Genomic DNA, 26,234 nt, shown 5'->3' on the forward strand with positions numbered 1-26,234 from the left:
GCATCGGGTAAATTAGTCGTGATGGACTGGCTGATAGAGCCTATCCCCAGGCTCTATCACTCCCACTCAACCGTTGCTGGTGGTTTGCTGGTGATGTCATAAACGATGCGGTTGACGTGATCGACTTCATTTACGATGCGGACAGAGATTTTCTGAAGGACTTCCCAAGGTAGTTTGGCAAAGTCAGCTGTCATACCATCGACAGAAGTGATAGCTCGGATGGCGATGGTGTAGTCGTAGGTACGGCCATCACCCATAACACCTACTGAGCGAACGCCAGTATTGACCGTAAAATACTGCCAAACATCGCGATCAAGCCCAGCTTTGGCGATTTCCTCACGCAAGATAGCGTCAGATTCACGAACGGTTTGAAGTTTTTCCTCAGTAATTTCACCCATGACACGAATGGCAAGGCCTGGTCCTGGGAATGGTTGGCGCCACACGACTTCATCAGGCATACCAAGAGCAGTACCGACGGCACGAACTTCATCTTTAAAGAGAGTATTGAGTGGCTCAATCAACTTAAACTGCATATCTTCTGGCAGACCGCCAACGTTGTGGTGGGACTTGATGGTTTCAGCCGTATCCGTACCAGACTCGATAATATCCGTATAAAGCGTTCCTTGAGCCAAAAATTCCACATCGGTCAACTTGCTAGCTTCATCGTCAAAGACGTAAACAAATTCATTACCGATGATTTTACGTTTCTTCTCAGGGTCAGATACGCCAGCAAGTAGGTCTAAGAAACGCTTAGCAGCATCGACGCGAATAATATTGAGGCCGAACTTGCCACCCAACATCTCCATAACCTGATCGCCTTCATTCTTACGAAGAAGACCGTGGTCAACGAAGATACAGGTCAATTGGTCACCAATAGCGCGCTGGAGAAGGACCCCAACAACAGAAGAATCGACACCACCTGACAGACCGAGCAAGACTTTCTTGTCGCCAACTGTCTGACGGATTTTTTCAATCTCTGTATCGATGAAGTTTTCCATTGTCCAGTCGCCCTTTGCTCCACAGATAGAAAGAGCAAAGTTTTTTAGGATGTCATTTCCATAGATGGAATGACGGACTTCTGGGTGGAACTGGATACCGTAGATACGGCGTTCAGTATTTTCAATGGCAGCATAAGGACAGTCTGCGGAAAGACCAACCAGGTGGAAATCAGCAGGAATTTCAGTTACTGCATCACCGTGGCTCATGAGAACAAGCTGTTCTTGCGGTGTTCCAGCAAACAGGGCTGACTCAGCCTTGAGTTCAAGCGTTGACTGACCGTACTCACGGTTACCAGCTTCGCCAGCTGGCACAACCTTACCACCCAATTTATGGGTAATCAACTGCATACCGTAGCAAATGCCTAGAACTGGAATCCCCAATTCGAAGATTTCTGGGTCAATATCGAAAGCATTATCTGCGTAAACGGAGTTTGGTCCCCCAGAAAGTACGATACCGATTGGAGCAATCTCACGGATTTCCGCAGCTGTAATCTTATGGCTTTTTAATTCAGAAAAGACCCCAAATTCACGAATACGACGTGAAATGAGTTGATTGTACTGGCTACCGTAATCCAGAACAATAATCTTTTGAACATCTTGTTTAGTCATTCTGTCCTCATTCCTTTTGAATATTTTAAATGTATGTTTTTTATTCTAACATAAATCAAGACTATTTTCCACAAGAAGCTATAAATCATTTAAAGACTATCGAAGTCGGAAATAAGTTTTTCATTTGTTCGGAAATTGCAGTTGTATCACCAAATATTTTAAGAAAGTTTTCGACAAGTCTGTTTGAGTATGATTTTGGGAATTTCTAGTTAAAATGGATTTTTTTTGATAGAATAGAAGATATAAAGGAGCCAGGATGAAAGCAGCTTATATAACGATTCACGATAAAATTAAAGAACAAATTGATCAGGGCATTTGGGCCATCGGACAGAGACTGCCGAGTGAACGAGATTTGGCAGATAAATTTGGTGTTTCTCGTATGACCTTGCGCCAAGGAGTTACCCTGCTGGTAGAAGAAGGAGTGCTGCAACGCAAGGTCGGTTCAGGCACCTACGTTGCCAATACACGTGTTCAAGAAAAAATGCGCGGAACGACCTCTTTTTCAGAAATTGTCCAACTTCAGGGAAAAGAACCTTCAAGTCGTGTCCTTTCTTTCGTTAAAACAAAGCCAAATGAAAAAGAGATTGATGTACTGGCTTTGGAAAAAGGGGAGTTTGTGATACGAATGGAGCGCGTGCGGTTTGCGGATGCGGTTCCGGTTGTCTATGAAGTAGCTAGCATTCCCGCTCGGCTTATTCAAGACATGAAAAAAGAAGAGGTCACCAATCAGTTCTATAAAACCCTAACCAAAAACGGCTTTAAACTTGGAAAAACTCAGCAAACCATTTATGCCCGACTTGCAAATGACAAAATTGCCAAGCTGTTGAACATTTCAAAAAACCATCCTATCCTAGCATTGCGCCAAGTTTCCTATTTGGAAAATGGTCAGGCTTTTGAATTTGTCAATAGTCAGTATGTTGGGGAGCGTTTTGAGTTCTATCTGGAGAATAACTGATATTACATAACAAAAATTATGTAAATAAGTGTTGAAACTGATTTCAAAAGTTATCAAGAGAAGAGATTTTTGGTATAATAAATCTTATGGAAATTGAAAAAACCAACCGAATGAACGCCTTATTTGAATTCTATGCTGCCTTACTAACCGACAAGCAGATGAATTACATCGAGCTCTACTATGCAGATGATTATAGTTTGGCTGAGATCGCAGAAGAATTTCAAGTAAGTCGTCAAGCTGTTTATGACAATATCAAACGGACCGAAAAGTTATTAGAGGACTATGAAATGAAACTGCACATGTACTCTGATTATGTAGTCCGGAGTCAAATTTTGGATGAACTCTTAGAAACCTATCCAGATGATGAGGCTTTAAAAGAAAAATTATTGATTTTGTCCAGTATAGATAATCGCGATTAAGGAGAAGAAAATGGCATTTGAAAGCTTAACGGAGCGTCTACAATCCGTCTTTAAAAACCTTCGCCGTAAGGGAAAAATTTCTGAGAGTGATATTCAGGAAGCAACTAAGGAAATTCGTTTGGCCTTACTAGAAGCCGACGTAGCCCTTCCAGTTGTCAAAGACTTTATCAAAAAAGTGCGTGAACGTGCCATTGGTCACGAAGTCATTGACACTCTGAACCCAGCCCAACAAATCATCAAAATCGTTGATGAAGAATTGACTGCTGTATTAGGTTCTGAAACGTCTGACATTATCAAATCACCAAAAATTCCAACCATTATCATGATGGCTGGTTTGCAGGGTGCGGGTAAAACAACCTTTACAGGTAAGCTGGCCAACAAACTCAAACAGGAAGAGAATGCTCGTCCTCTCTTGATTGCGGCGGATATTTATCGTCCAGCTGCCATTGATCAGTTGAAAACCCTTGGTAAACAAATTGATGTACCAGTCTTTGAGCTAGGTAACCAGGTCCCAGCTTTAGAAATTGTCCGTCAAGGTTTGGAGCAAGCCAAAGCCAACCACAATGACTATGTCTTGATTGATACGGCCGGTCGTTTGCAGATTGACCAAGCCCTTATGTCCGAATTGAGAGAAATCAAAGAGTTTGCTCAGCCAAACGAAATCCTCTTGGTCGTCGATGCCATGATTGGTCAGGAAGCTGCTAACGTTGCGCGTGAGTTCAATGATCAACTGGCTATTACTGGTGTGATTTTGACCAAGATTGACGGCGATACACGTGGTGGTGCAGCCTTGTCTGTCCGTCACATTACTGGTCAGCCAATCAAATTCACCGGTACTGGTGAAAAAATCACCGACATCGAGACCTTCCACCCAGACCGTATGTCCTCACGTATTCTGGGCATGGGTGACATGCTGACCTTGATTGAAAAAGCCAGCAAAGAATATGATGAGAAGAAATCATTGGAACTCGCTGAAAAAATGCGTGAGAATACCTTTGATTTCAACGATTTCATCGATCAATTGGACCAAGTTCAGAATATGGGACCAATGGAAGACCTGCTGAAGATGATTCCAGGTATGGCTGGTAACCCAGCCCTTGCCAACTTGAAAGTTGACGAGCGTGAAATTGCACGAAAACGAGCTATCGTATCTTCTATGACACCAGCCGAACGTGAAAATCCTGATTTGTTGACACCTAGCCGTCGCCGTCGTATTGCTAACGGTTCTGGCAATAGCTTTGTCGAAGTCAATAAATTTATCAAGGATTTCAACCAAGCGAAAACCATGATGCAGGGTGTCATGTCAGGCGACATGAACAAAATGATGAAACAAATGGGAATCAATCCAAATAATCTCCCTAAAAACATTCCAAATATGAACGGTATGGATATGTCTGCTCTTGAAGATATGATGGGCGGTGCAGGCATGCCGGATATGAGCCAACTAATGGGAGGTGCTGGTATGCCAGACATGTCCCAAATGTTTGGAGGCGGATTGAAAGGTAAAATCGGTGAATTCGCTATGAAACAGGCCATGAAACGCCAAGCCAACAAGATTAAGAAAGCCAAAAAGAAGAGAAAATGATCTCTTCTTTTTACTTTTTATTCGAAGAAGTAAGATACAGCAATATAAAATAGAAGTAGCAAAGCAGAAAAAATGATTTTTGAACTCAAATACTTTCCGCTATAATAGAAATAATAGAAAATGTCCTTTTTAATGGACAACTTATATATTGTCCGTTATAATAGAAACAAAGGGCAAGTTATGAATTATATCGCAATAATAGGAGATATTGTCAATTCAAAACAGATTTCCAACCGCTCTAGTATTCAAGAGCGACTAAAACAACAGCTGAGTAGAATCAATCATTCCTTCTCTCAGGACTTCGCATCACCTTTTACCATTACAAAGGGAGATAAATTTCAAGCTTTATGCAAGCCTAACCCTTATATCTTTTTGATGATTGACCAAATCCAAATAGCTTTTCGTGATGAGGTGGAGATTCGATTTGGAATTGGTTTGGGTGAGATTCTAACAGCTATCAATCCAAAGCTAAGTATTGGAGCAGATGGTCCAGCTTATTGGGAAGCACGCAAGGCTATTGACTTCATTCATGACAACCATGACTACGGCACCAGCAAAATTGCATTTTCATCTGAATACAAGCAAATCGATCGTGTGATCAACCCCTTGCTAACTTCTAGCGATTTCATCAAAGCTGCTTGGAATCGTTCGCAAACGGATCTGTTTGAGACCTTAATCTCCCAAAAAATCTATCAAGAAGATTTCAAACAAAAGCCAATTGCTGAGAAAATGAAACTCAGTCAAAGCGCCTTTACCAAACGTTTGAAATCGAGTGGGGTAAAAATCTATTTCCGCAATCGAAAAACAGCTATGGATTTAATCCTGCAGCTCAGTCAAAGAAGTTAATTTTGTTTACATAATTTATTTTGTGTAAACTTTTTCTTAGAATTCTAATCGTAATATAATTTCATCTTCATCGTATTCGCCAGTCGCTAAGTACTAACGCTAGAGACATCTATGTTCAAATAGGGTTTCCTGTTAGAGGAGACTATTTGATTAAACGTGGCAGTAAAATTACAAATATTGAAGTAATTGCTGGGAAGGATGTTCTAAGTCAGATTGTTTATATCCGTCGATTGGTTAGAGAATGTCGCTCAAATGCAAAAGATTGGAAAAAGTAAAAGGCATTGCAGATTATCTACCAGCAGTAAGATAGAAGCTCATTGGTATCAGGCGAAAAACATAGGTAAAGTTGAATTTAAAGTCAAGAGGTGGTTGTAATGCGAGCTAAATATATTGGTAAGACCGAATCTCATACTTTGGATAACGGGAAAATTTATGAAATCCTTTCTATAGAACATGGATGGTACCGTGTTGTAGATAAATCTGGAGAAGATTATTTATACCCAGCCGAAGAATTTGAAATAATAAAATAATTTACAACACCCAGAGAATTATAGATCTGTTTTTGTTTTGGTTAAAAATGAGGTATCTCTATATCCGATAATATAGTTTTGGGCATCAAATTAACTAGAAAAATGTACTTTTGAAAAAATTTCCAGTTTTCTAGTTAATAAAGTACATTTTTATGGAAAAATAAGGGTATCTAGAAATTCCAGTTTAGCCTTGAATAAAGTACATTTTAGGCTAATTTTTCCTAAAAAATTTTTTTTGGTTATTAATCTAACATACCACCACACATCTTTCCGAAAAACTATAATTTTCTTGAAAGTTATATGAGTTTATGCTATACTACTAGTCATATAACCGGAAAAAATTTTTTCTCAAAAAATGTACATTATTCTTGGAAAAACTGGATTTTCTAAGGGGTATTATTTTGTACTTTTCAAACTAGTAAACTAAAATCAGGAGAAAATGATGAGACGCGAGTTGTTATTGGAAAAAATTGATCAACTGAAGGAAATCATGCCTTGGTATGTCATGGAATATTATCAGTCAAAGTTGGCTGTGCCTTACAGTTTTACAACCTTGTACGAATACTTGAAAGAATACCGTCGTTTTTTTGAGTGGTTACAGGATTCAGATTTGGTGTCTGTTGAACGGATTGCTGACATTCCGCTGGATGTTCTGGAGCATCTAACCAAGAAAGATATGGAGGCCTTTATTCTTTATCTGCGGGAGCGTCCCTTGCTGAACGCCAATACCACGCAGAATGGTGTGTCGCAGACCACCATTAACCGTACTCTGTCGGCACTTTCTAGTCTCTTCAAGTATTTAACCGAAGAAGTGGAAAATGAGCAGGGGGAGCCCTACTTCTACCGTAATGTCATGAAGAAGGTGTCCACCAAGAAGAAGAAGGAAACCTTGGCAGCGCGGGCGGAGAATATCAAGCAAAAGATCTTTTTGGGCGATGAAACGATGGAGTTCTTGGACTATGTCGATAAAGAATACCAGGTAAAGTTATCCAAACGTGCCCTCTCATCCTTCCAGAAAAATAAGGAGCGGGATTTGGCGATTCTGGCACTTCTCTTGGCTTCTGGAGTCCGTCTGTCAGAGGCGGTGAATTTGGATCTTCGAGATGTCAACCTCAATATGATGATGATCGAAGTAACCCGTAAGGGTGGTAAACGGGACTCGGTCAATGTGGCTGGTTTTGCTAAGCCCTATCTGGAAGCCTATCTGAGCATCCGTCAGCAACGCTACAAGGCTGAAAAAACGGATACAGCCTTCTTCCTATCCGAATACCGCGGTCTGCCCAATCGTATCGATGCTTCTTCTATTGAAAAAATGGTGGCCAAATATTCTGCGGACTTCAAGATACGTGTGACACCCCACAAACTCCGTCACACGCTGGCAACACGGCTCTACGATGCCACCAAGTCGCAAGTTCTAGTCAGTCATCAGCTGGGCCATGCCAATACCCAGGTCACTGACCTCTACACCCATATCGTCAACGATGAGCAGAAAAATGCTCTGGATCAGCTATAATGTTACGTAAAATAAATTATGTAAACAAATCAAGGAGTAAGCACAAAGCCTACTCCTCTTTTTATCTAAATCAATTCTTTCAATTTATCCTGATTAACTGCTGGGTACTGGTCCAAAAAGGTTGAGAGTGTTCGTAAAACGGCAGGAATATAGCCAGTCTGGTCATTCTCCACCTGCAAGACCAAGAGTGGCTCATGGAGGCTCATACGGAGCAAGAGCCAGCCGTCACCATAAGGCTCGGTCAGGTCAAACCGCACTCCTTCTTCGTTTTCTGGGTTAAAAGCAAAGCCTTCGAGACTGGTTTGGCGGAGATCAGCAATGACCTGTTCACCCAGTACGCGATAATCTTCTGCTTCTAGTTTGAACCGCACTTCTTGGGTTTCAAGCGGTTGTTTGAGCTGGGCAATCAAGTCGTCCAAAGACTTGCCTTCCGCTTGCAGTTTTGGTAAGAGCATGAGAATCTTAGCCGCCACATAGGTTCCGTCATCAAGAAAGTAATTTTCCTTAAAGGCAGCGTGTCCAGAGGTTTCGATAGCCAACTGGCAGTCAATTCCCTCTTGGTTTGCTAAAATAGCACGGTTAATGACATTACGGTAGCCTGAAATATAGCGAATTTGTTTACCGCCCAGGCTTTCTATAAAGACTTTAAGGTGTTCAGTTGTTGGGGAATTGGTCACAATGCTGGTTCCTGGATGTTCAGCTAGGACAATCTGGCTGAGAACGGCAATCAGGTTGTTACGATTGAGAATTTGACCTGACTTGGTGACCAGGGCGGCACGGTCAACGTCTGTATCAAAGATAATGCCTAGATCTGCCCCTTGCTTCAAGACGGACTGACGAATGCTTTCCATAGCTTCCTTGTTATCTGGGTTTGGAACATGGTTTGGGAAAGTTCCGTCTGGGTCTAGGAATTGTGAGCCTGTGGTATCTGCTCCCAATTCTGCCAACACTTTCTCAGCAAAAAATCCGCCTGCACCATTTCCAGCATCGACGATAATATTAAGACCTATCAGTGGTTTTTCTTGTCCGTCACAGGCTGAGCGAATTTTGCCTACGAGGTCTTGGGAGTAAGGCGTCATCAGGTCTGCAGTGGTGACATTTCCAAGGGAAGAAGCTGGCAAGTCTTCACTATGCGAGAGGATGAAGTCAATATCTTCATGCTCTGCTCCGCCATTTTCCGAAAAAATCTTAATGCCGTTGAAGTAATAAGGCAGGTGGCTAGCAGTGATCATGACACCAGCATGGCACTTGAACTGAGGGTACTGGGTGCTCATGAAGAGAGCAGGCGTGGTGGCCATGCCAAAGTCAATCAGCTGAACTCCCAGACGAACGGCTTCTTCTGTAAAGGCAGCGACCAAATCTGGACCGCTGAGGCGGCTGTCTCGACCGATACCGATCTTGAGCTGTCCTTCTTGATAGGCTTGAGCCAGTTCTGGCTTCTGAGTTAGCCAATGAATCAGGCCACGAACGATTTCCTTGGTGGCTTGTGGAGTGAGATTGACAGCATATTCGTCTGTAGCGATAGCAATTCCACGAATATCTGATCCATTTTGCAAGACGTGATGATGGGACATAGTAACCTCCTAATTCAAACTATGTCAAGTATATCATAAATTAAAGTGGTTTCAAAAGGGAAAATTACAGCTTCTACTGTACTTTGGTGATGGTTACAGTGGTGCCGACGTCTACTCGGCTTTCCACTTTAATGCCTAAATCTAATTGACTTAAAACACTCTTTGTCAAATAAAGCCCAAAACCTGTCGCTTTTTGATGTTCACGGCCATTAAAACCTGTAAATCCCTCGTCAAACAGGCGAGGAATATCCTCAGCCAGAATGCCAATTCCCGTATCGGAAATGGAAATTCCCCCATTCAATTCAATGACCACCTTACCACCAGTCTTATTGTACTTGAGGGCATTGTCGATTATCTGTGACAGGGCAAAACTGAGCCATTTCTTATCGGTTTTCAGTAGCCAATTTCCATCAATGGTCACCGAAATCTCTTTTTGCAAGAACTGATTGCGGTATTTTTTGACCAAATCGACCACCACTTCTCTTACTTCCACCTGCTCAAATCGAAAATCGCTAGAATGGTTGGTCAGTTTGAGGTAATTGAGGAGATTGGCCATGTAATTATCCAAGCGCAAGAGCTGGTGATTGACATCCTGCTGGTTGAGATTGTCAGTCTGGCTCATCAAAGACAGGGCAGCCAGAGGCACTTTCATCTGATGGGACCACATTTTGACCATAGCTTGCAGGTCTTCTTCTCGTGACTTATAGACCAAAAGCTGCTCCCGCGTCGCCTCCTTCTCTGCCTCAATCAAGTTGAGATAGGCAAGGTCCACAGGCTTATTCAGCAGAGGCAGAGCTTCTTCATGGACATAGTCTTCCAAGGCCCTCATGCGGTTGCGAAACTTCCAGAAAAGCCCTGCAGTCAGAAGGATTAAGAAGGTTAGGGACAATAGCAGAGCGTTTTGTAGAAATTCGCTGGGCAATTGATAGAGATAGAAGAGCAAGATAAAACTGCCAGACAAAACAATATATGAGAAATAAAAACTACGGAATTCACGGATAAATTTTGTTATCATTTGACCAAGTACCCCACGCCACGAACAGTATGAATACGTTCAAAACCGACCTCGCTCACCTTCTTACGCAATCTGGTCATGTTGACATTGAGCGTATTCTGGTCGATAAATTCTTCATTTTCCCAGAGTTTTTCCAAGAGTTCATCCTTGCTAACAATCTGCCCTTGTCTTTCTAGCAAGGCGGACAAAATCTTGGTTTCCGTAGGTGAAAGTTGAACCTGTTCCGATTCATTTGAAAATCGCCCGTCCAAACTAAGCTGGAACTGGTCGATAGACAAATCGGTTGATTTGCTGAATTGATTAACCCGACGCAAGAAGGCACCGATTTTAGCATCCAAAATTCCCAGTGAAAAAGGCTTGGAAACAAAATCATCGCCACCCATGTTCATGGCCATGACCGCATTCATCTCATCATCGCTAGAGGAGATAAAGATAATAGGCATAGTCATGGTTTTACGGATTTCTGTCGTCCAGTAAAAACCGTTGTAATAAGGCAGGCTAATGTCCATCAGCACCAAGTCTGGTTTGATTTCAGCAACTTCCTGACTGACAGCTCGGAAATTCTGCACACTTTCCACCTGATACGATTTTCCCAAATGCTGCTTCAAGAGCTGGACAATCATTTCATCATCTTCAACAATATAAATCTTTTCTTTTTTCATGCTAATATTGTACCAAATACATCGTTACTTGTCCTAATTTCATTTACTGATGCAGTTATAAAATGCAAGAAATCTCGCACAAGGCGAGACTTCTTCTACCGTTCAATAATACGATAATAGGTTCGGCTGGTCCACTTGTAAATGACAAAGTAAATCAGAGCGACTGCCAGTAGGGTAATTCCGCTGACGGTATAAATCATAAGCGAAGAGGTGACACCAAAGGTCAATAGCATTTGCTTAAGCATAACAAGAGAAATCATGAAATGCAAGGTCGCCATAGCTAGTGGCATAAAGAAGACCGTAAGTGTTTGCGAGTTAATGGTCTTTTTGACTGCTGTTGCACTCATGCCCACTTCTTGTAGAATCTTGTAGGATTTCTTGTCTTCATGCCCTTCCGAGTACTGCTTGTAGTAGATAATCAAGGCTGCACCCAGTAGGAAACTAATTCCCAGCAAGAAACCTGTAAAGAGGAAACCGCCTCTAAAGCCCATCAGTAAATTGTTGAAATCGGATTTTTGCATAGCATATCCTAGGAATTCTCCGTTTGCATCGTTGATATTATAAGAGTCCCCAGTTTGCTCACCAATTGAAGTAACCTCTTCATCAGTCAAGTCGGTAAAGACACGGTAGTCCAGGCTAACCTGATAGCCTTGCGGATTATTGGACTCATAATACTCACGAACAGTATTCAATACAGTGTCATCACTGACTACCATAACGGCGGCATTTAGCGTATTGGTGATGTCTGGGAAAATAGCCTGGTCAAGATTGGCTACATTCTCAAAGGTATGATCGCCCAAAACAAGCTTCTTCAGCAATGGTTTTTCACTCGGACGCATAAAGACCACTTGATTGGCAGCAAGCTCTGGCAGGTCATTGCCCAACTTCCGGAAATCATCTTGGGTGACGAAGTAGGTAAAGGCTATTTTGCTAAAGTCTGGATTGGCAATGGTTTCTGGACTAATGACAATCTCCTTCCCACCGTCATAGACCAGACCAGCTTGGTAGGTCAGGTAGGACAGACTATCTTCCGCTTTTTCTGGAAAATGGCTGAGCACCGATTGCTGATAGGCACTTTCACCCTGACTTCTATCCGCAACTTTGTAGGTAATAGATGTTTCCTTTGGATAAAGACCACTTGTCATGCTTGACATGCCAGTATAAAGTGAAGTCGTTGTTGCAATGGTCACAAAGGCCATGACTGCTAAGAGGGTAATATTTGCCAAACCAGTTGCATGCTGTTTCATACGGAAAATCATCTGCGACGTGGTAATGAAATGCTCTGGCGTGTAAAAATAGCCTTTGTTTTTCCGACGAGCCTTCAAATACCAAGTCATAAAGCTGATGTAGAACAAGTAGGTCCCCGCGATGACAAAGAGCACAGCGATGAAGAACCGATAGATGACAGCTACCCCTGCTGCTTTCGATGAAAGTGACAGGTAGTAGCCAACACCCAGTCCCAATACACCAAGGGCAGCCAGAAGGACATTGCCTTTTGGCTCCTTCTCTCCTTTTTCACTAGCTCGAAACAAAATCAGTGGACTGGTCTTGCCAATGGTCCGAATGGCTAGCAATTCCAAGAGAAAGAAGATACCAGCAAAGAGAAAGGCGGTCATGACAAAGGCCAAAGGGGCTATTCCAAAATGCAAATCACTATAATGTGTTATATTGACAAAAATCAAGTAGAGAACATTTGCAAACACACCAGCTAAGACAGAACCAAGAACCACAACTAGCAAGAAAATCATCATCAATTCTAAGCTGGCTATCAAGGCTACTTTTTTCTTGTTCATCCCCAGCATGTTATAGAGACCAAATTCTCTCGCCCGTTGTTTCATCAGGAAATTAAAGCTATAAATCTCCATAATGACCGAGAAAATGGTCAGAACAACAACACCAAGACCGATAGAAACGGCACCAGAGCCCATGGTCTCCATAACTGGACTTAGCATGAGTAAGAACATGGAACAAATCAGAGTAAATAGCACAAGACTGGCTAAAACGAATGGAGCAAAAACACCCATGGATTTTCGGATATTTTGCCCAGCAAGTTTGAGGTAAAACATCTACTCACCCCCTAAAAGTACAGACATATTGAGCGAAATTTCCTTGGCAAAGTCTTGATTGCTCTTACCTGCCTTGTACAATTGGTGGAAAATCCGCCCGTCCTTGATAAAGAGTACTCGCTTAGCATGACTAGCTGCGTTGGCTGAGTGAGTCACCATGAGAATGGTTTGTCCATCTAGGTTGATGTCCTCAAATAAATTCAGCAAGTCTTCCGAATTGCGATAGTCAAGGGCGGCAGTTGGCTCGTCCGCTAGGACAATCTGTGGCTGTGTAATCAAACTACGGGCAATGGCCACGCGCTGCTTCTGTCCACCAGACAGCTCAAAAGGACGTTTTTTCAACAAATCTTGAATGCGCAGTTTGGGAGCCAGCACTTTCAAACCTTTCTCCATTTCTTGATGGCTAGCTCGCGCCAATACGAGAGGTAAAAAGATATTATCTTGGATAGACAGAGTATCTAAGAGGTTAAAATCTTGGAAGACAAAGCCCAGGTTACGCAGGCGGAAATCGGCCAGCTTACTCTCTTTGATTTTTGTAATATCTTGATTGTTCAAAAGAACAGAGCCACGAGTTGGTTTGTCCAGGGTTGCTAGAATATTGAGTAAGGTCGTTTTTCCAGAGCCACTTTCGCCCATAATTGCAATGAATTCACCCTTATCGACTTTGAAGTCCACATCTTGAAGGGCACGCGTTTCCTCTTTTGAAAAACGTGTGCGGTAAACTTTTTCTAAATGATTGATTTCTAATAACATACAAACTCCTAATAGTTTTTATCTTTTCTTCTTACTGTTTCATAATACTTCTTTACTAGGTCAACACCTTTTCTGTCTCCCTCTAGTATGCCATAAATCGCATACTTTGCAAATCATGGGAGAGCTCTTCAAAGAATATGGCTTGTTCAATGAGTTTAGCTCTCTCTTTTTCTGAGAATAGCGTTTCTTCCATTTTCTTGGCTTGTAAAAATTTGAATGACATATGATTCCCTTCTTTCGTTTTCTTATGAGTCTATTATAGAATAGATTAGCCATCAATTCCCTTACAATTCTGACCTAAAAACTTACAAGATTGTAATGAAACAAGAGTTTGGATAAAATCTGAAAAGAACCACTTATATGGACTGTCCATATAAGGAGGTTCTTTTTTCATGGCTAAAAAAGGAAGCAAGTTCACCAACTATCCACCCGAGTTCAAACTACAGATAGTTGAAGACTACCTCAGCGGAAAGAGCGGAGAGATGCCTTCTAATGTCAAAAAATATGGCTTAAAATCAGACAACCAAGTTTTAACTTGGACAAGAAAATACCTAGAAGACCTTACTTTACTCTCCCAAGATTTACGAGGTAGAAAGTCCACTGATCGTCCCAAAACAAGGAATCTAGAAGAGATGACCCTTGAGGAACAGAATACTTATCTACGAATGGAGAATGCAATTTTAAAGACCTTAAGGACTCTCCTCAATCTGTGAGAAGAGTCCACCTCTATCAAGTCGTGGAGTGATTGAAAGATCGTTACTCTGTCTCCTCTTTATGCGCCTATTTCGGCTTCCCCAGGTCTTCTTACTACCTTTGGTTGAGCATGGGGAGACCGGTCTATAAACAGTTTGATACGAACTTAGCCCAAAATATTACAGCTATCTTCCATGACACTCAAAAAGGCTATCGCTGCATCTCTTATCATCTGAGAAGACACTATCAACTTTCTCCTAACCCTAAGACGGTCTTGCGCTATATGCGTATTCTTGGTCACCAGTCTCCGATTCGGAAGAAGCGGTATCAATCCTGCACGCAACGAGAGATAAATGAAAAGGCAAGACACGTCCACTACAACGTGCTTGCCCGAAACTTTAAAGCAGAACGTCCTCTCCAAAAACTGACGACGGATGTCAGCTACGTTGACCACAAACAAGGGAGGATGCTATTAAGTGTCATAAAAGATTGTTATGACAATTCCATTTTAGCCTATACGCTATCAGATTTCAATGATAACAAGTTAGTTTTTGACAATAAAGACCTGGTTTTTCACAATTCTTGGGATTCAACCAAAGTCTGTATCCTTCATTCTAACCAAGGTTTTCAATATACCAATCAACAGTATCTCCGAAAATTAGATCAATACGGTGTGACCATTTCTCATTCTGGCAAGGGAAATTGTTATGATAATGCGGCATGTAAGAATTTCTTTTCCCACTTGAAGAGTGAATCCTTGAGACTATTTCCGCCTGAGGATAGGGAAGTCCACATCCAACAAATCAGGGAGTACATTGACTGGTATAATTGGCACAGACTACAAGAAAAATTAAAAGGTATGTCTCCCTTAGAATTTAGGGAAGCATACCTTCTAAAAACCTACCTTTTTTAACTGTCCATTTTATTTGGTGCTTAACAGACCAAATTCTTTTTTCATTTATTAAAATTGTTCCCCTTCGATAGGAACCTTAATTTTCAGCAATAAAAAATGGCAAACTCATAGTCAATTTTTAAATTCGACCCTAACTTTGAAGTCTATTGACGATAATAAGTCTCGTTTGCAACACCTTCTGGAGTATTTAATCCTTGAGAACCATACAATCGAACTTTAGAAGAATCAGAAATATCCGTTAAGCCATCAACGAATCTATCTGCAGGAATTGCAACTCCTTCAGGTACCAATAAGAATGGAACACCTGGAGAAGTCATTCGATTTGGTGAAAATCGTGTTAATCGTACATAACCTCCAGCTTCTAAAGACGGCTCCTGCCAATACTCAACTTCACCAGGATAGTCTGGGAATGTAATCGTTCCATCTGCTTTAACAATCATTGTATTCCCTCGAGCATTTGACCAAGTTCCAGCTAAACTCGAGTAATCACCTTGAACAATCACTTGCAAGTCAACAGAAGATTGAATTTCTGATGAGGTAGTTGTTGAAGCTTCTAATTCATTCCACTCTAAGCTTCTTAAATCAATGGCTGGCGAACTAGATGGAGTTGGGGAGCTTTCAGAAACTTGTTTTAGTCCTTCAGCATCCCCAGTCATTTCGTAAATTCTGAATGAACCTGCAGATTCTAACGATAAAGTTCCATCCTCCAATGGCCAAATTGTCACTTTTTCACCAATTTCAGGTCCAGATTTACGAAAATAATCTGCTAATCGAGTTATTTCGCCTGTTGAATTTAATGTATAAAGATCAATTAAAACTTTTTGATTTGAATATTCTAATGTGATCAATAATTCATCAATCCCATCATGGTTTATATCATATTGGGAATAATATGCACCAGTATAAACAGTTTTATAGATCTCTAACCAGGATAAATAACTGGAAACTTGGCTTTGATCAAGAGAAGAAATAGGTTTCCCAATATTTTCTTGATACCGTTCAATAACTGTTTGATACTCACTGTAATCTTGACTCGAAGACACGAGCTCTGAACTGTTTGTTGAAGAACTACTAGCAACTTCGCTTGAACTTGTAGACTCTGAAGTAGAAGACTGCTTCACTTGACAAGCAGTAAGCAAGACAAACATACAAATTAATCCTATTTTCTTTATCATAAATACTCCAATAAATAATTTTTATTATATTATACACTAAAAAAGAATAAAACCAAAAATAAAGCCGTATATTAACAATACGGCTTACAAATTATTGTTTTACTTCCCCAATAAAAGCAATCATGTCATCCAACTCATCCTTGCTCTCTGTTACAAGGAGGTAGGCATCATTTCCTTGTAGTTCTGCAAAAGCATCTGGCATTCGTTTAACTGTCTTAATCTTATCAGCAAATCTCTGATGAATATCATCTGCTGAGTGAACATAGTCCGTTGTATCACGACGGGTCGCAACCAAGCAGTATTGAGGGTCAAATTTTCTATCCTCTAGAGTACCACCAGTCGCAATATTAGCATAATCCTTAAACAAATCAATAGAATGTGCGTAATTGTAGGCTTCCACTGTAAAGCCACCTGCCATGCGGTTATTGTACTCAATAGCGATATAGTCATCACCTTCCTTGAAAAATTCAATATGGAAGAAGCGCTCTCTCATACCAAAAGCCTTTATAATAGCTCTGCCATATTCCACCAACTTTGGATCTAATTCCTTCTCGATAAAGTAGGCATTGTCTTTTCTTGACAACATAAGCTCCAATGGTGTGTGGACATAGGTCAAGCCAGTTTCAAAAACAACATTCCCCTCGTGGTCCAGTAAACCATCATAGGTTGTAATCGTACTCGAATTGACAAATTTCTCAAAAAAGTAGGCAGTTTTCTGATCCCATGTATCCACAAACCGATCAAAATCTTCTTTATTTTCGATTTTGAAAGTACCAGACGCACCGACACCATTGTCAGGCTTAGCAATCATTGGGAAACCAACATTCTTCAAAGCTCTGCCAAAGTCGCGCTCCGTTTTAACCACCACACCTGGAACGACAGGAACTCCTGCTTTTTTGAAATATTTTTTCATTTCTGACTTAAATTTAGTCTTTTTCAGGTGTTTGGGTTTGGCTCCGAAGATGTTAAATTGTTCTCGGAGGGCTGCATCATTTTCCAACCAATGCTCATTATGGGATTCTACACGGTCAATTGGACCATGTTTGTAAATCAAGAAAGCCGCTGCACGCTTGACTTCATCGATATTTTCCAAATCTTCCACACGGAAATATTCTGTCAAAGCATTGCGGAGTTCATCTGGTAATTGTTCATAAGGTTCTTGTCCAATACCTAGAACGGTAACACCTTCTTTTTTAGCCAATTCAATGGTAAATGGTTGGAAATTTTCTGGATAAAAAGGGGAAATAACGAGATAATTCATAGGCAGTCCTTTCTAATTTTTATAGTCCGATGGAGTGAAGGAAGAATGGCATTTGCTTTCTCCACCATACCCAGTCGTGAGCCACATCGGTGCCCCAAGTGTCAAACCAAGCTGGGATATCTTTCTCTTCAAATGCACGTTTCAGATTGTAGAAAGAGTCTAAACCATCTTGTTCCCAGTCACCCAAGCCTGTGCAGACAATGATATCTGCTTGGCGATATTTGTCGATGAACCAACCATCATTCTGGTTCCAGATGTAATCAGACGGTGAGTTTTGATAGACTGCATCATCATGACCATAATCATGGTTGTTGTTGAAGAAACGAGCATCATAGACACCTGAAAGGGCGATAACTTTTGTAAATACATCTGGATGCTGGAGGAAGAAATTGAGCGCGTGATAAGCTCCCATCGAGCAACCAGTTGTCATCATACCATCAAACCAGCCAGTTTTATGTTTAATAAATGGAATCGCTTCTTCAATCACATAACGTTCATAGGCACGGTGAGCTTCAGCCTTATCATGAATAGACTTCCAGTCCGCCAACCAACTTTCCTTATCGTGACTGGTTAGGGTGAAAAATTGAACATGACCAGCCTCGATAGAGCCACGACAAGCTTCAATCATTCCAAAATCTGCGTATTCATTGTACGAACCGCCTGATGAGGCAAAAACAACCACAGGAATACCTGCGTGTCCATAACGGTTGACATTCATTTCACGACCGAGATTACCTGACCAGTGACTTAAAAATTCTACATGCATATTCATTCTCCTAACTAATTCTTTACATTACCATTTTTCGCTTAAAAAGCGCAAGCAATCTGGCAGATAAGCTGCCCAAGCTTCTTCGTTGTGGACGGCACCGGAAACAACTTCCAAGGCGATATTATCCAAATCAATTCCACCTGCTATCAATTGACGGTAGTAAGTTAGCGAGGAATTGATATAAGATTGCTTGATATTACCTGCCATCAGGGTTTTATCAGTATCATCTGCTTCTTCTGTTCCAACGTAGATATAAACTCGTTGGTCCTTATCTAAGGCTTGTCGCTCAATGTAACGGTCAAAGGCTTCTTGATGGAGCCAGTTAGCTGATGAAAATACTCCCAGACAGCCAATTTGGTCCTGATAGGCCAATCCCATAAACTGAGTGATGTTGCCACCAAGTGATGAGCCAATCATGGCAGTATGGATTTTATCGGACTTAGTTCGATAGGTTTGGTCGATAAAAGGTTTGACCACATCCATAACAAATTCGGCATATAAAGTACCCTTGCCACCAAACTGAACACCTGGAATACCCATCTCGCTAAACTTCCAGGCAGCGTATTCGTGCATACGTTCGGCACCATCATTGTCAATGGCCACAACAATCATCTTTGCAATATCAGGATTTCGCTTGATAGTTGGAATGACTTTCCAAGAATGCCCTGAAAAGGCTTCTTTACTGTACAAGACATTTTGCCCGTCATGGAAATAGACAACAGGGTAGGTTTTATCCGTATCTTCCTCATATCCTTTTGGCAATAAAACACGGACTCGGCGTTTTCTAGTAGTAAATGGCACTTCCAATTCATGCGTTTTCATATCCAAATAAAAGTAGGACTTATTCATTGCTATCTCTTTCTAAACAGTGTTTTTAGTATTATACCACAGATTTTCTGAAATATTCAGAAAATTTAGTTATATTACGTCGCTTTTCGGATTATCCGAACAATTTTTGCTCAGTTTTCAAGCGTTCCTCGTAGACTCGACGGTAACGTTCCAGTTCTTTCAGTTCACGATTGGTCAGATTTTCAAATATAGCCAATTCAATCCTGTCCTTATCACGTCGCCAGGTCGCAACCAGTCGTCCCTTGTAGAAAACAACGGGTTTGACAATGCCTGTCAGCGTATAAATCTGCCGAATATGCTTGGGATCAAAGATGGGATTGGCTTTCTTTTCGTAACCTAGCAAAAGTTGGTCAAAACCTGCAATGAAGAGGCAGTCTGGTACTTCTGCTTCTTCTAATTTTCCTAGATAGAAGCGTTCTTCCCCTGCTACTTCTATAGTTTTCAAATCTAATTGCTTCATCCAATCTAGCACCGTAGATTTATTTTCCTTGAAGTAATAATGGGCATCCGCTAAGCTGACAGGACCAAAACCTGAAAAATACCGCCGTGCGATTTCCAGCTCTGCTTTTTCCCGTGAAAGTGGCTGAAAGTCTGTCAGGCGATGAAAACGATTGGCACCGTACTCCTGATAGACTTCCCCACGCTCGACCATGTAGCGAAAAAGGCCGCCCCAAGCGTTGAAAACCTGCTTCTCCTCTACCTGCGTCATTTTTTCCGCACGACAGAGGATTTTCAGCTCCTCGCGGGTCATAGGAGCTTGTTCCAAGGCTTCTAGGATGAGCCGATGATACTTCTGCTTGGTTTGAGGTGAAAAATCATCGCGACCGACGGTTTGAAGATAGTCGGTACTAGCCATCCGCCCCTCGTGGATATAGAGAGGAATTTCCGACTTGAGATAGGCATGAACCGTTCGCCGAATGGACCACTGACGTGTCAGCTCCTCCTGCCAGCTCCCCTCATGAAAATCCTCTGCTGTCATACGGTTGCGAAATCCGACATGAACATAGGGCTGAAACTGGGCCTGCAAGCCGTTGAGATTTCGGCAGATTTGCTGAACAGACTGGGGGTTCAACAGACCTTGTTTCTGCAGAATAATTCCCTTCCAAGTATCGTGGTGCATCGTATTTCTCCTCCGCTTTTCTAATCCCAGTATAACACAAAAGACACCCGAAGGTGTCCTGTACATTATGCTTTCACAATGGGAATCCAGAGTTCCATTTGGTAGTCTGGGGAACTCATGTCTCCTTCAAAATAGTACTCAAAATCTGGTGCACCTGAATGGCGATAGCCGTGTTCAGGAAAAAAAGTTTCTAGCGCATAACGCCATCCTGCATGAATAGATTGAGGAACAGGGCCTGTTAGGGTAAAAATAGCATAGTCAGCTTCGTGAACATCAAGAAGTTCTAAGCCTAACTTAGTCGCTTTTTCACTATCTGTGACATCATAAGCAGCCATATAATTAATCGTCTCATCCGCTTGAGCTAATGTACAAACTCCAAAGGACTGCCCACTTCCTAGAGCAGCTAACTCTTCATAAGTATGGTTCTTGAACAAGTCTTCCCATACCTGCGGACACACTTCGTTACTGATTGCTGTGCGAAGAAGTCCAGCAACTGTAAAACCAGCCTTCTTTTCAATACGAACATCCATTTCTTTACCTCCTTGGATGGTTAATGATAGTTGCAAGGGTAAGAGGACCTTAAAAGGCACCCCCTTACGCACTTGACTAGGAGAAATCTGATGAAATTGTTTGAAGGCAAAGGCAAAAGAATCCGAAGATTCATACCCATATTTAAGGGCTATATCTATAATCTTTGCCTGTCCTTCACGAATGTCCATAGCAGCTCGCGTCAACTTTCGTAACCGAACGTATTCTGACAAGGACATATCTGTCAGAATCGAAAAGAGACGACTAAACATGGGAACGGAATATCCTGATATGCGCAAAAATTCCCGTTCATCGATTTCGCTTTCTAAAACGGACTCTAGGTAACGTACGGTTGCATTGAACTCTTTTATCATCAACTTCCCCTTTCCCTATCAGTTTACCATCTACCATCCAAGTTTTCCCGATACTTTTCGTCGGAAAACTATCGGCTTAAACCATCAAAAACTCTTCCAAGTCCTTGAGGGAACGTTCTGCTATTGCCTCATAACGCTCCTTCTTATCACGGATCCGCGGACCGTCTAGCTCCTTGATGATGCCAAAGTTGACATTCATAGGCTGGAAGTGCTTGCTTTCGGTGTGGGTGATGTAGAATGGCAGAGCTCCGATGGCTGTGGTCTGTGGGAAGATGACCGGCTCCTCGCCTCGGAAACGGCGAACAGCGTTGATACCGGCCACTAAGCCAGAGGCGGCAGACTCAACATAGCCTTCTACTCCTGTCATTTGACCTGCAAAGAACAGATTTGGATTTTTCTTGGTCGCAAAGGTCTGTTCCAATAAGTTTGGCGAATCCATGTAGGAATTGCGGTGCATAACGCCGTAGCGGACAAACTCCGCATTTTCAAGCCCTGGAATCATCTGGAAGACCCGCTTCTGCTCACCCCACTTAAGGTGAGTCTGGAAGCCAACAATATTGTAAAGGCTACCTGCTGCGTTATCCTGACGGAGCTGGACAACTGCGTAAGGTGTCTTGTATTCGCCATCACGTGGCCCCTTGTAATCATCTGGATATTCCAGACCAACTGGCTTCATCGGACCATATAACATGGTTTTGATACCACGTTTAGCCATGACTTCAATCGGCATACAGCCTTCAAAGTATTTTTCTTTTTCAAAGGAATTGAGCGGTGCTTCCTCGGCTGAAATCAAGGCCTCATAGAAAGCGGTGAATTGCTCCTTGTTCATGGGAGCATTGAGATAGGCAGCCTCTCCCTTGTCATACCGGGACTTGAGATAGACCAAGTCCATGTTAATGGTCGAGCTATCCACAATCGGTGCTGCCGCATCGTAGAAGTAAAAACCGTCGCCACCATTGAGCGCGTGAATCTTCTCCGCCAAGGCGTCTGACGTCAAAGGCCCTGTCGCAATAACTGTGATAGCATCTTCAGGGATTTCTGTAATCTCACCGCGAATGACCTCAATCAGTGGGTGGTTGTGAATCTCATCTGTGACCGCTTGGGAGAAATTCTCACGGTCCATGGCCATAGCACCGCCAGCAGGCACACGGTGAGCCTCACCAGCCCGCATGATAATGGAATCCAAGCGACGCATTTCTTCCTTGAGAAGACCGACAGCGTTGGTCAAACTATCACCACGGAAAGAGTTAGAACAAACCAACTCCGCAAACTTGTCGGTCTTGTGCTGGGGCGTCGGCTTGACACCACGCATCTCGTAGAGTTTGACGGGAATGCCACGCTTGGCAATTTGATAAGCTGCTTCTGAGCCGGCCAAACCAGCTCCGATAACGTTAATGTGGGTTTGAGACATGAAACTAATACCTCTAGCCAGACTAGCTGACTACTGTTTGGGAATGACCCAAAACAGAACCTTTCTAATTTTTTTAACCTATCTAGTATATCAGAAAATGGCTGGAAAAGACAAAAACTACTCTCATAGTATGAAAGTAGTTCATTTTTTACGTAATATAATTTACGTTAACTATCAATGGCTGATTTTTAATGGATGGCTAGCGTGCTGGTGCTTGATTTTCCAGCCCTGGTCGTAAATAAGGCCCATAGTGAAACGATCTGTGACAGACTGCTCAAAGCCGATTTTTGAAAACCGAGCATCAAAATAGGCAAAGGCACAGGTTTGGGACTCGTGGATTGCTAGATTTGAAAACTCCACTGCTACCTTATCTGTCCCAATCTCTTGAAACCAAGCTGCAACCATGTCTGCCAAGTCCTGTTTGCCCGACATAGACCATTGACCAGCTACATCGTAAATGACAACATCGTCACAATACAAGGAAAGCATTAAGTTCGGATTCTTTTCTAAAACCGCTTTCTTGTATAAGTCTAAAACTTCCTCAATTGAGTTTACCATTTTAATCGTATTCTTCCTTTTTAAATGCTTTGTCGAATATTTTCAAACTAAACAATAACCAATTACAAAAGTTGAGCGATATCCTCGATAACTTCAAAATTCCAGCCTAATTCTCGATAAGCTTGAATCTCCTCTGGAGAATAAGGGAATGTGTTCAAAAGTATAGCGTCTATCCCTAGTTCTTGTGCGATAGCAATGTCCGTCGTCAGATCATTTCCAACAAGAACCGTCTCAGCAGGATCTAACTGGTTTTCGTTCAAAACACCCTGTAAAAATTCCGGTTCAGGTTTTTTGATTCGATAATCAGAGGAAATGTAAATACTTTCAATATATTCAGCACAACCAGTCATTTCAATTTCAGCCTGCGTAAAAGCACGTTGTGCATTGGACAATAAATAGAGACGATTACCCTTATCCTTTAGATAACCAAGTGTTGACAAGGTATTGGCATAAGTCGTCAATTTCTCACGTGACAGGACTCTAAATATGGAAGCCACCATTTGACCAAAGGTTTTTAAATCTGCTGGTTCATTCTTAGTTTGACGGCGGTATTTTTCATCTATCAACAATTGAATAAAGACTTTCTCTAAATCAATTTCTACATATTGATAGGGGCTAATTCGAATCAAATCCAACTCCGCCTCACTGGCCATCTCTTGAAAAGAGCTGCGCAACTGGCGGGCACCATAGGTACTGCCAAAAGATTGATAAATTTCGGCTAACTTCTCCCACAATTCCAACTTGTTTTCATCCGTTTCAATATCGACTAAGGTTCCATAGAAATCAAAAATATAATGTTTATAGGCTTTCATATCTTATCACCTCTCTTTTCTCTTGTTATTATACTATCTTTCAAGAAAATTTCAACAAAAACTGCCCCTTTTTAGGAGCAGTTTTTTGTTTAATTTACTTTTTCTTCTTCGTAATCTCCATTTGGACAGACAACCTGTTTGCCACCACCACGGACTTTCTTCTCTACGAGATAATGGTCACATTTTGGACAGGAACGACCGACTGGCTTGTCCCATGAGGTGAATTCACATTCTGGATAACGATCACAACCATAGAATAGACGATTACGTTTGCTCTTGCGCTCGATAACCTGACCTTTTTGACAGTCTGGACAAGTTACGCCGATTTCTTTGGTGATTTGTTTGGTATTACGGCAATCAGGGAAATTACTACAAGCATAAAATTTACCGTATTTACCTAGCTTGATGACCATTTCATGTCCACAAACCTCACAATCAAAACCAGCTGGCTCATCTTTGATTTGGATTTTCTCCATTTGGTCTTCGGCTTTTGACAATTCAACTTTGAACGATTGGTAAAAGCCATCAATGACTTTCTGCCACTGCTCCTTACCGATCTCGACATCATCCAATTTTTGTTCCATCTCAGCTGTAAAGGTCACATTGACAATGTCAGGGAAGAACTCGACAATTAATTTATTGACAATTTCTCCCAATTCGGTTGGTTCGAAGCGCTTTGCTGCCAGTTTAACATAGTAGCGTTTCTGAATAGTTTCAATGGTTGGTGCATAAGTCGATGGCCGACCAACGCCATTTTCTTCCAAGGTCTTGATAAGGGTTGCCTCTGAATAACGAGCTGGCGGTTGTGTAAAGTGCTGCTCTGGATTTGTTGCAGTCCGTATGACAGTATCACCTACTTCCATATCTGGCAACATCTTGTTTTTATCTGCATCGTTATAAACTGCCATGTAGCCGTCAAACTTAATCTGGCTACCATTCGCTGCGAAGAGCACACCATTTTGTCCCAAGCGAACACTCATGGTATCAAAGACAGCTGCCGCCATCTGACTAGCTACAAATCGGTTCCAAATCAAGGTATAAAGTCGAATTTGGTCCTTATCTAGGTATTTGGCAATAGATTCTGGTGTTAGGTAAACATTAGATGGACGAATGGCTTCATGCGCATCCTGGGCACCAGAGACATTTTTTACCTTGCTGCCATGTTTAGAATAGCTAGCACCAAATCGTTCTGTAATATAGTCTGCAGCTTGAGCTTGAGCAACTGGACTGATACGAGTTGAATCGGTACGCATGTAGGTTATCAGACCCTGCGAACCACCTGTTCCAAGGCTAACTCCTTCATAAAGTTGCTGGGCAATCATCATGGTTTTACGGGTTCGGAAATTAATTTTATTTGCTGCATCCATCTGTAGAGTTGATGTGGTATAAGGTAGTGGAGCATTTCGCTTGCGTTCCTTACGCTCAACCTGCTCTACCAAAAAATCATTCCCTTGTAAGCGAGCCAAGATTTCCTTTACTTGCTCATTGTTTTCAATCTTTACTTTTTTACCATCTAACCCATAGAAGGATGCTTGGAATTTCTTGCTGGCCTTCTTAAAGGTTCCATCAATTGTCCAGTATTCTTCAGGTTTAAATTGGTTAATTTCATTTTCACGATCGATAATCAACTTCAGAGCCACAGATTGCACACGGCCAGCTGACAAACCTTTCTTAACCTTCTTCCATAAAATGGGCGAAATGGAATAGCCTACGATACGGTCTAAAACACGGCGAGCCTGTTGAGCATCAACCAAATCATGGTTGATAGCGCGTGGTTCCTTGAAGGCATTTTTTACAGCATCTTTGGTGATCTCATTGAATACAACACGATTTTTATCATTTTCATCAAGTCCCAAAATGTGTGCCAAATGCCAAGAAATTGCTTCTCCTTCACGGTCCGGGTCACTCGCCAGAAAGACTTGTTTGGCATTCTTAGCTTCTTTTTTCAGGGAATTAATCAGAGGACCTTTTCCTCGAATATTGATATACTCTGGGGCATAATTATTTTCAAAATCAATCGACATGCTGGATTTTTTCAAGTCACGAATATGTCCAACAGATGCCACTACTTTGTAGTTCCGTCCCAAATATTTCTCAATCGTTTTTGCCTTGGCAGGCGACTCTACGATGACCAAATTCTTTTTAGGGCTTGCTTTTTTCTTAGTTGCTGTTTTTGTTGCCATTCTGATTCCTTTTGACTAATTTCTAGAATACGATCATATTCAAACTCTAGGACCTCAAAAAGA

The 26,234-nt window shown here is 41.8% G+C and carries 26 protein-coding genes; 9 read left to right on the forward strand and 17 right to left on the reverse strand.

Annotated elements, in window-relative coordinates; all coding sequences use genetic code 11:
* Positions 1-56: 56 nt before the first annotated feature.
* Positions 57-1,607, reverse strand: a complete 1,551-nt coding sequence (guaA, locus tag J5566_RS00670; RefSeq protein ID WP_208561666.1) for a glutamine-hydrolyzing GMP synthase — start codon at positions 1,605-1,607, stop codon at positions 57-59.
* A gap of 256 nt (positions 1,608-1,863) precedes the next feature.
* Here guaA and J5566_RS00675 point away from each other — a divergent pair, with 256 nt between their 5' ends.
* The 7 genes from J5566_RS00675 (at position 1,864) to xerS (ending at position 7,455) form a co-directional block, all read left to right on the forward strand.
* Positions 1,864-2,562, forward strand: coding sequence for a GntR family transcriptional regulator (locus tag J5566_RS00675; protein ID WP_208561667.1), 699 nt, complete (start codon positions 1,864-1,866; stop codon positions 2,560-2,562).
* An 86-nt stretch (positions 2,563-2,648) separates the two neighbouring features.
* Positions 2,649-2,981: a putative DNA-binding protein gene (locus J5566_RS00680; RefSeq protein ID WP_208561668.1), complete on the forward strand. Its 333-nt coding sequence runs from the start codon at positions 2,649-2,651 to the stop codon at positions 2,979-2,981.
* Between the two features lie 10 nt (positions 2,982-2,991).
* A complete protein-coding gene (ffh, locus tag J5566_RS00685; RefSeq protein WP_208561669.1) occupies positions 2,992-4,566 on the forward strand; it encodes a signal recognition particle protein in 1,575 nt (524 codons plus the stop codon).
* Between the two features lie 180 nt (positions 4,567-4,746).
* Entirely contained in the window at positions 4,747-5,412 is a 666-nt protein-coding gene (locus tag J5566_RS00690) for a SatD family protein (RefSeq protein ID WP_105206699.1), read from the forward strand.
* A gap of 146 nt (positions 5,413-5,558) precedes the next feature.
* Entirely contained in the window at positions 5,559-5,687 is a 129-nt protein-coding gene (locus tag J5566_RS10650; RefSeq protein WP_261308950.1) for a hypothetical protein, read from the forward strand.
* 99 nt (positions 5,688-5,786) lie between these two features.
* The gene (locus J5566_RS00695; protein WP_172003515.1) at positions 5,787-5,942 is read left to right on the forward strand and encodes a hypothetical protein; all 156 of its coding nucleotides are present in this window, start codon (positions 5,787-5,789) and stop codon (positions 5,940-5,942) included.
* 442 nt (positions 5,943-6,384) lie between these two features.
* The gene (xerS, locus tag J5566_RS00700) at positions 6,385-7,455 is read left to right on the forward strand and encodes a tyrosine recombinase XerS (RefSeq protein WP_208561670.1); all 1,071 of its coding nucleotides are present in this window, start codon (positions 6,385-6,387) and stop codon (positions 7,453-7,455) included.
* A gap of 65 nt (positions 7,456-7,520) precedes the next feature.
* Here xerS and J5566_RS00705 read toward each other — a convergent pair whose 3' ends face one another.
* The 6 genes from J5566_RS00705 to J5566_RS00730 all read right to left on the reverse strand — a co-directional run bounded on the left by J5566_RS00705 (position 7,521) and on the right by J5566_RS00730 (position 13,748).
* On the reverse strand, positions 7,521-9,029 hold the full coding sequence (locus tag J5566_RS00705) for a phosphomannomutase/phosphoglucomutase (RefSeq protein ID WP_208561671.1): 1,509 nt from the start codon (positions 9,027-9,029) through the stop codon (positions 7,521-7,523).
* A gap of 73 nt (positions 9,030-9,102) precedes the next feature.
* Positions 9,103-10,044 (reverse strand): sensor histidine kinase, encoded by a 942-nt coding sequence (locus J5566_RS00710; protein WP_208561672.1) that lies wholly within the window; start codon positions 10,042-10,044, stop codon positions 9,103-9,105.
* Positions 10,041-10,706 carry a DNA-binding response regulator gene (locus tag J5566_RS00715; RefSeq protein WP_079270236.1) on the reverse strand — a complete coding sequence of 222 codons (666 nt, stop codon included), beginning with the start codon at positions 10,704-10,706 and terminating at the stop codon, positions 10,041-10,043. The genes J5566_RS00710 and J5566_RS00715 overlap by 4 nt, the downstream gene beginning before the upstream one ends.
* Positions 10,707-10,801: 95 nt before the next feature.
* A complete protein-coding gene (locus tag J5566_RS00720; RefSeq protein ID WP_208561673.1) occupies positions 10,802-12,772 on the reverse strand; it encodes an ABC transporter permease in 1,971 nt (656 codons plus the stop codon).
* The gene (locus tag J5566_RS00725) at positions 12,773-13,525 is read right to left on the reverse strand and encodes an ABC transporter ATP-binding protein (protein ID WP_208561674.1); all 753 of its coding nucleotides are present in this window, start codon (positions 13,523-13,525) and stop codon (positions 12,773-12,775) included. It lies immediately after the preceding gene.
* An 82-nt stretch (positions 13,526-13,607) separates the two neighbouring features.
* Entirely contained in the window at positions 13,608-13,748 is a 141-nt protein-coding gene (locus J5566_RS00730) for a hypothetical protein (protein ID WP_208561675.1), read from the reverse strand.
* A gap of 169 nt (positions 13,749-13,917) precedes the next feature.
* Here J5566_RS00730 and J5566_RS00735 point away from each other — a divergent pair, with 169 nt between their 5' ends.
* Positions 13,918-14,238 carry a transposase gene (locus J5566_RS00735; protein ID WP_208561676.1) on the forward strand — a complete coding sequence of 107 codons (321 nt, stop codon included), beginning with the start codon at positions 13,918-13,920 and terminating at the stop codon, positions 14,236-14,238.
* A 32-nt stretch (positions 14,239-14,270) separates the two neighbouring features.
* Complete coding sequence (locus tag J5566_RS00740; protein ID WP_208561677.1) at positions 14,271-15,131, forward strand: IS3 family transposase; 861 nt, start codon at positions 14,271-14,273, stop codon at positions 15,129-15,131.
* A gap of 143 nt (positions 15,132-15,274) precedes the next feature.
* Here the strand turns inward: J5566_RS00740 and J5566_RS00745 are convergent, their stop codons facing one another.
* The 10 genes from J5566_RS00745 to topA form a co-directional block, all read right to left on the reverse strand.
* Positions 15,275-16,306 (reverse strand): DUF6287 domain-containing protein, encoded by a 1,032-nt coding sequence (locus J5566_RS00745; RefSeq protein WP_208561678.1) that lies wholly within the window; start codon positions 16,304-16,306, stop codon positions 15,275-15,277.
* A gap of 91 nt (positions 16,307-16,397) precedes the next feature.
* A complete protein-coding gene (locus tag J5566_RS00750) occupies positions 16,398-17,567 on the reverse strand; it encodes an ATP-grasp domain-containing protein (RefSeq protein ID WP_208561679.1) in 1,170 nt (389 codons plus the stop codon).
* 19 nt (positions 17,568-17,586) lie between these two features.
* Positions 17,587-18,333, reverse strand: a complete 747-nt coding sequence (locus tag J5566_RS00755; protein ID WP_208561680.1) for an esterase family protein — start codon at positions 18,331-18,333, stop codon at positions 17,587-17,589.
* 27 nt (positions 18,334-18,360) lie between these two features.
* On the reverse strand, positions 18,361-19,185 hold the full coding sequence (locus J5566_RS00760) for an alpha/beta hydrolase (protein ID WP_208561681.1): 825 nt from the start codon (positions 19,183-19,185) through the stop codon (positions 18,361-18,363).
* A gap of 91 nt (positions 19,186-19,276) precedes the next feature.
* Positions 19,277-20,305: a DNA glycosylase AlkZ-like family protein gene (locus J5566_RS00765; RefSeq protein WP_208561682.1), complete on the reverse strand. Its 1,029-nt coding sequence runs from the start codon at positions 20,303-20,305 to the stop codon at positions 19,277-19,279.
* 65 nt (positions 20,306-20,370) lie between these two features.
* On the reverse strand, positions 20,371-21,207 hold the full coding sequence (locus J5566_RS00770; protein WP_172027291.1) for a GyrI-like domain-containing protein: 837 nt from the start codon (positions 21,205-21,207) through the stop codon (positions 20,371-20,373).
* 76 nt (positions 21,208-21,283) lie between these two features.
* Positions 21,284-22,618 carry a methylenetetrahydrofolate--tRNA-(uracil(54)-C(5))-methyltransferase (FADH(2)-oxidizing) TrmFO gene (gene trmFO, locus J5566_RS00775; protein WP_208561683.1) on the reverse strand — a complete coding sequence of 445 codons (1,335 nt, stop codon included), beginning with the start codon at positions 22,616-22,618 and terminating at the stop codon, positions 21,284-21,286.
* A 174-nt stretch (positions 22,619-22,792) separates the two neighbouring features.
* Positions 22,793-23,176 carry a YybH family protein gene (locus tag J5566_RS00780; RefSeq protein WP_208561684.1) on the reverse strand — a complete coding sequence of 128 codons (384 nt, stop codon included), beginning with the start codon at positions 23,174-23,176 and terminating at the stop codon, positions 22,793-22,795.
* A gap of 62 nt (positions 23,177-23,238) precedes the next feature.
* Positions 23,239-23,988 carry an HAD family hydrolase gene (locus J5566_RS00785; RefSeq protein ID WP_208561685.1) on the reverse strand — a complete coding sequence of 250 codons (750 nt, stop codon included), beginning with the start codon at positions 23,986-23,988 and terminating at the stop codon, positions 23,239-23,241.
* A gap of 89 nt (positions 23,989-24,077) precedes the next feature.
* On the reverse strand, positions 24,078-26,171 hold the full coding sequence (gene topA / locus J5566_RS00790) for a type I DNA topoisomerase (RefSeq protein ID WP_208561686.1): 2,094 nt from the start codon (positions 26,169-26,171) through the stop codon (positions 24,078-24,080).
* Between the last annotated feature and the right edge of the window lie 63 nt (positions 26,172-26,234).

It is taken from the genome of Streptococcus suis, assembly GCF_017601095.1.
Lineage (GTDB): Bacteria > Bacillota > Bacilli > Lactobacillales > Streptococcaceae > Streptococcus > Streptococcus suis_Z.

Bases quoted from the DNA above. Each gene is read 5' to 3' on its own strand.
- J5566_RS00725 (WP_208561674.1), bottom strand. From the start codon at position 13,525: ATGTTATTAGAAATCAATCATTTAGAAAAAGTTTACCGCACACGTTTT.
- J5566_RS00675 (WP_208561667.1), top strand. From the start codon at position 1,864: ATGAAAGCAGCTTATATAACGATTCACGATAAAATTAAAGAACAAATT.
- J5566_RS00695 (WP_172003515.1), top strand. From the start codon at position 5,787: ATGCGAGCTAAATATATTGGTAAGACCGAATCTCATACTTTGGATAAC.
- J5566_RS00780 (WP_208561684.1), bottom strand. From the start codon at position 23,176: ATGGTAAACTCAATTGAGGAAGTTTTAGACTTATACAAGAAAGCGGTT.
- J5566_RS00715 (WP_079270236.1), bottom strand. From the start codon at position 10,706: ATGAAAAAAGAAAAGATTTATATTGTTGAAGATGATGAAATGATTGTC.
- J5566_RS00680 (WP_208561668.1), top strand. From the start codon at position 2,649: ATGGAAATTGAAAAAACCAACCGAATGAACGCCTTATTTGAATTCTAT.
- J5566_RS00755 (WP_208561680.1), bottom strand. From the start codon at position 18,333: ATGCATGTAGAATTTTTAAGTCACTGGTCAGGTAATCTCGGTCGTGAA.
- J5566_RS00730 (WP_208561675.1), bottom strand. From the start codon at position 13,748: ATGTCATTCAAATTTTTACAAGCCAAGAAAATGGAAGAAACGCTATTC.
- J5566_RS00690 (WP_105206699.1), top strand. From the start codon at position 4,747: ATGAATTATATCGCAATAATAGGAGATATTGTCAATTCAAAACAGATT.
- J5566_RS00760 (WP_208561681.1), bottom strand. From the start codon at position 19,185: ATGAATAAGTCCTACTTTTATTTGGATATGAAAACGCATGAATTGGAA.
- J5566_RS00745 (WP_208561678.1), bottom strand. From the start codon at position 16,306: ATGATAAAGAAAATAGGATTAATTTGTATGTTTGTCTTGCTTACTGCT.
- J5566_RS00770 (WP_172027291.1), bottom strand. From the start codon at position 21,207: ATGATAAAAGAGTTCAATGCAACCGTACGTTACCTAGAGTCCGTTTTA.
- trmFO (WP_208561683.1), bottom strand. From the start codon at position 22,618: ATGTCTCAAACCCACATTAACGTTATCGGAGCTGGTTTGGCCGGCTCA.
- J5566_RS00735 (WP_208561676.1), top strand. From the start codon at position 13,918: ATGGCTAAAAAAGGAAGCAAGTTCACCAACTATCCACCCGAGTTCAAA.
- topA (WP_208561686.1), bottom strand. From the start codon at position 26,171: ATGGCAACAAAAACAGCAACTAAGAAAAAAGCAAGCCCTAAAAAGAAT.
- J5566_RS00720 (WP_208561673.1), bottom strand. From the start codon at position 12,772: ATGTTTTACCTCAAACTTGCTGGGCAAAATATCCGAAAATCCATGGGT.
- guaA (WP_208561666.1), bottom strand. From the start codon at position 1,607: ATGACTAAACAAGATGTTCAAAAGATTATTGTTCTGGATTACGGTAGC.
- J5566_RS00765 (WP_208561682.1), bottom strand. From the start codon at position 20,305: ATGCACCACGATACTTGGAAGGGAATTATTCTGCAGAAACAAGGTCTG.
- J5566_RS00750 (WP_208561679.1), bottom strand. From the start codon at position 17,567: ATGAATTATCTCGTTATTTCCCCTTTTTATCCAGAAAATTTCCAACCA.
- J5566_RS00710 (WP_208561672.1), bottom strand. From the start codon at position 10,044: ATGATAACAAAATTTATCCGTGAATTCCGTAGTTTTTATTTCTCATAT.
- ffh (WP_208561669.1), top strand. From the start codon at position 2,992: ATGGCATTTGAAAGCTTAACGGAGCGTCTACAATCCGTCTTTAAAAAC.
- xerS (WP_208561670.1), top strand. From the start codon at position 6,385: ATGAGACGCGAGTTGTTATTGGAAAAAATTGATCAACTGAAGGAAATC.
- J5566_RS00705 (WP_208561671.1), bottom strand. From the start codon at position 9,029: ATGTCCCATCATCACGTCTTGCAAAATGGATCAGATATTCGTGGAATT.
- J5566_RS00785 (WP_208561685.1), bottom strand. From the start codon at position 23,988: ATGAAAGCCTATAAACATTATATTTTTGATTTCTATGGAACCTTAGTC.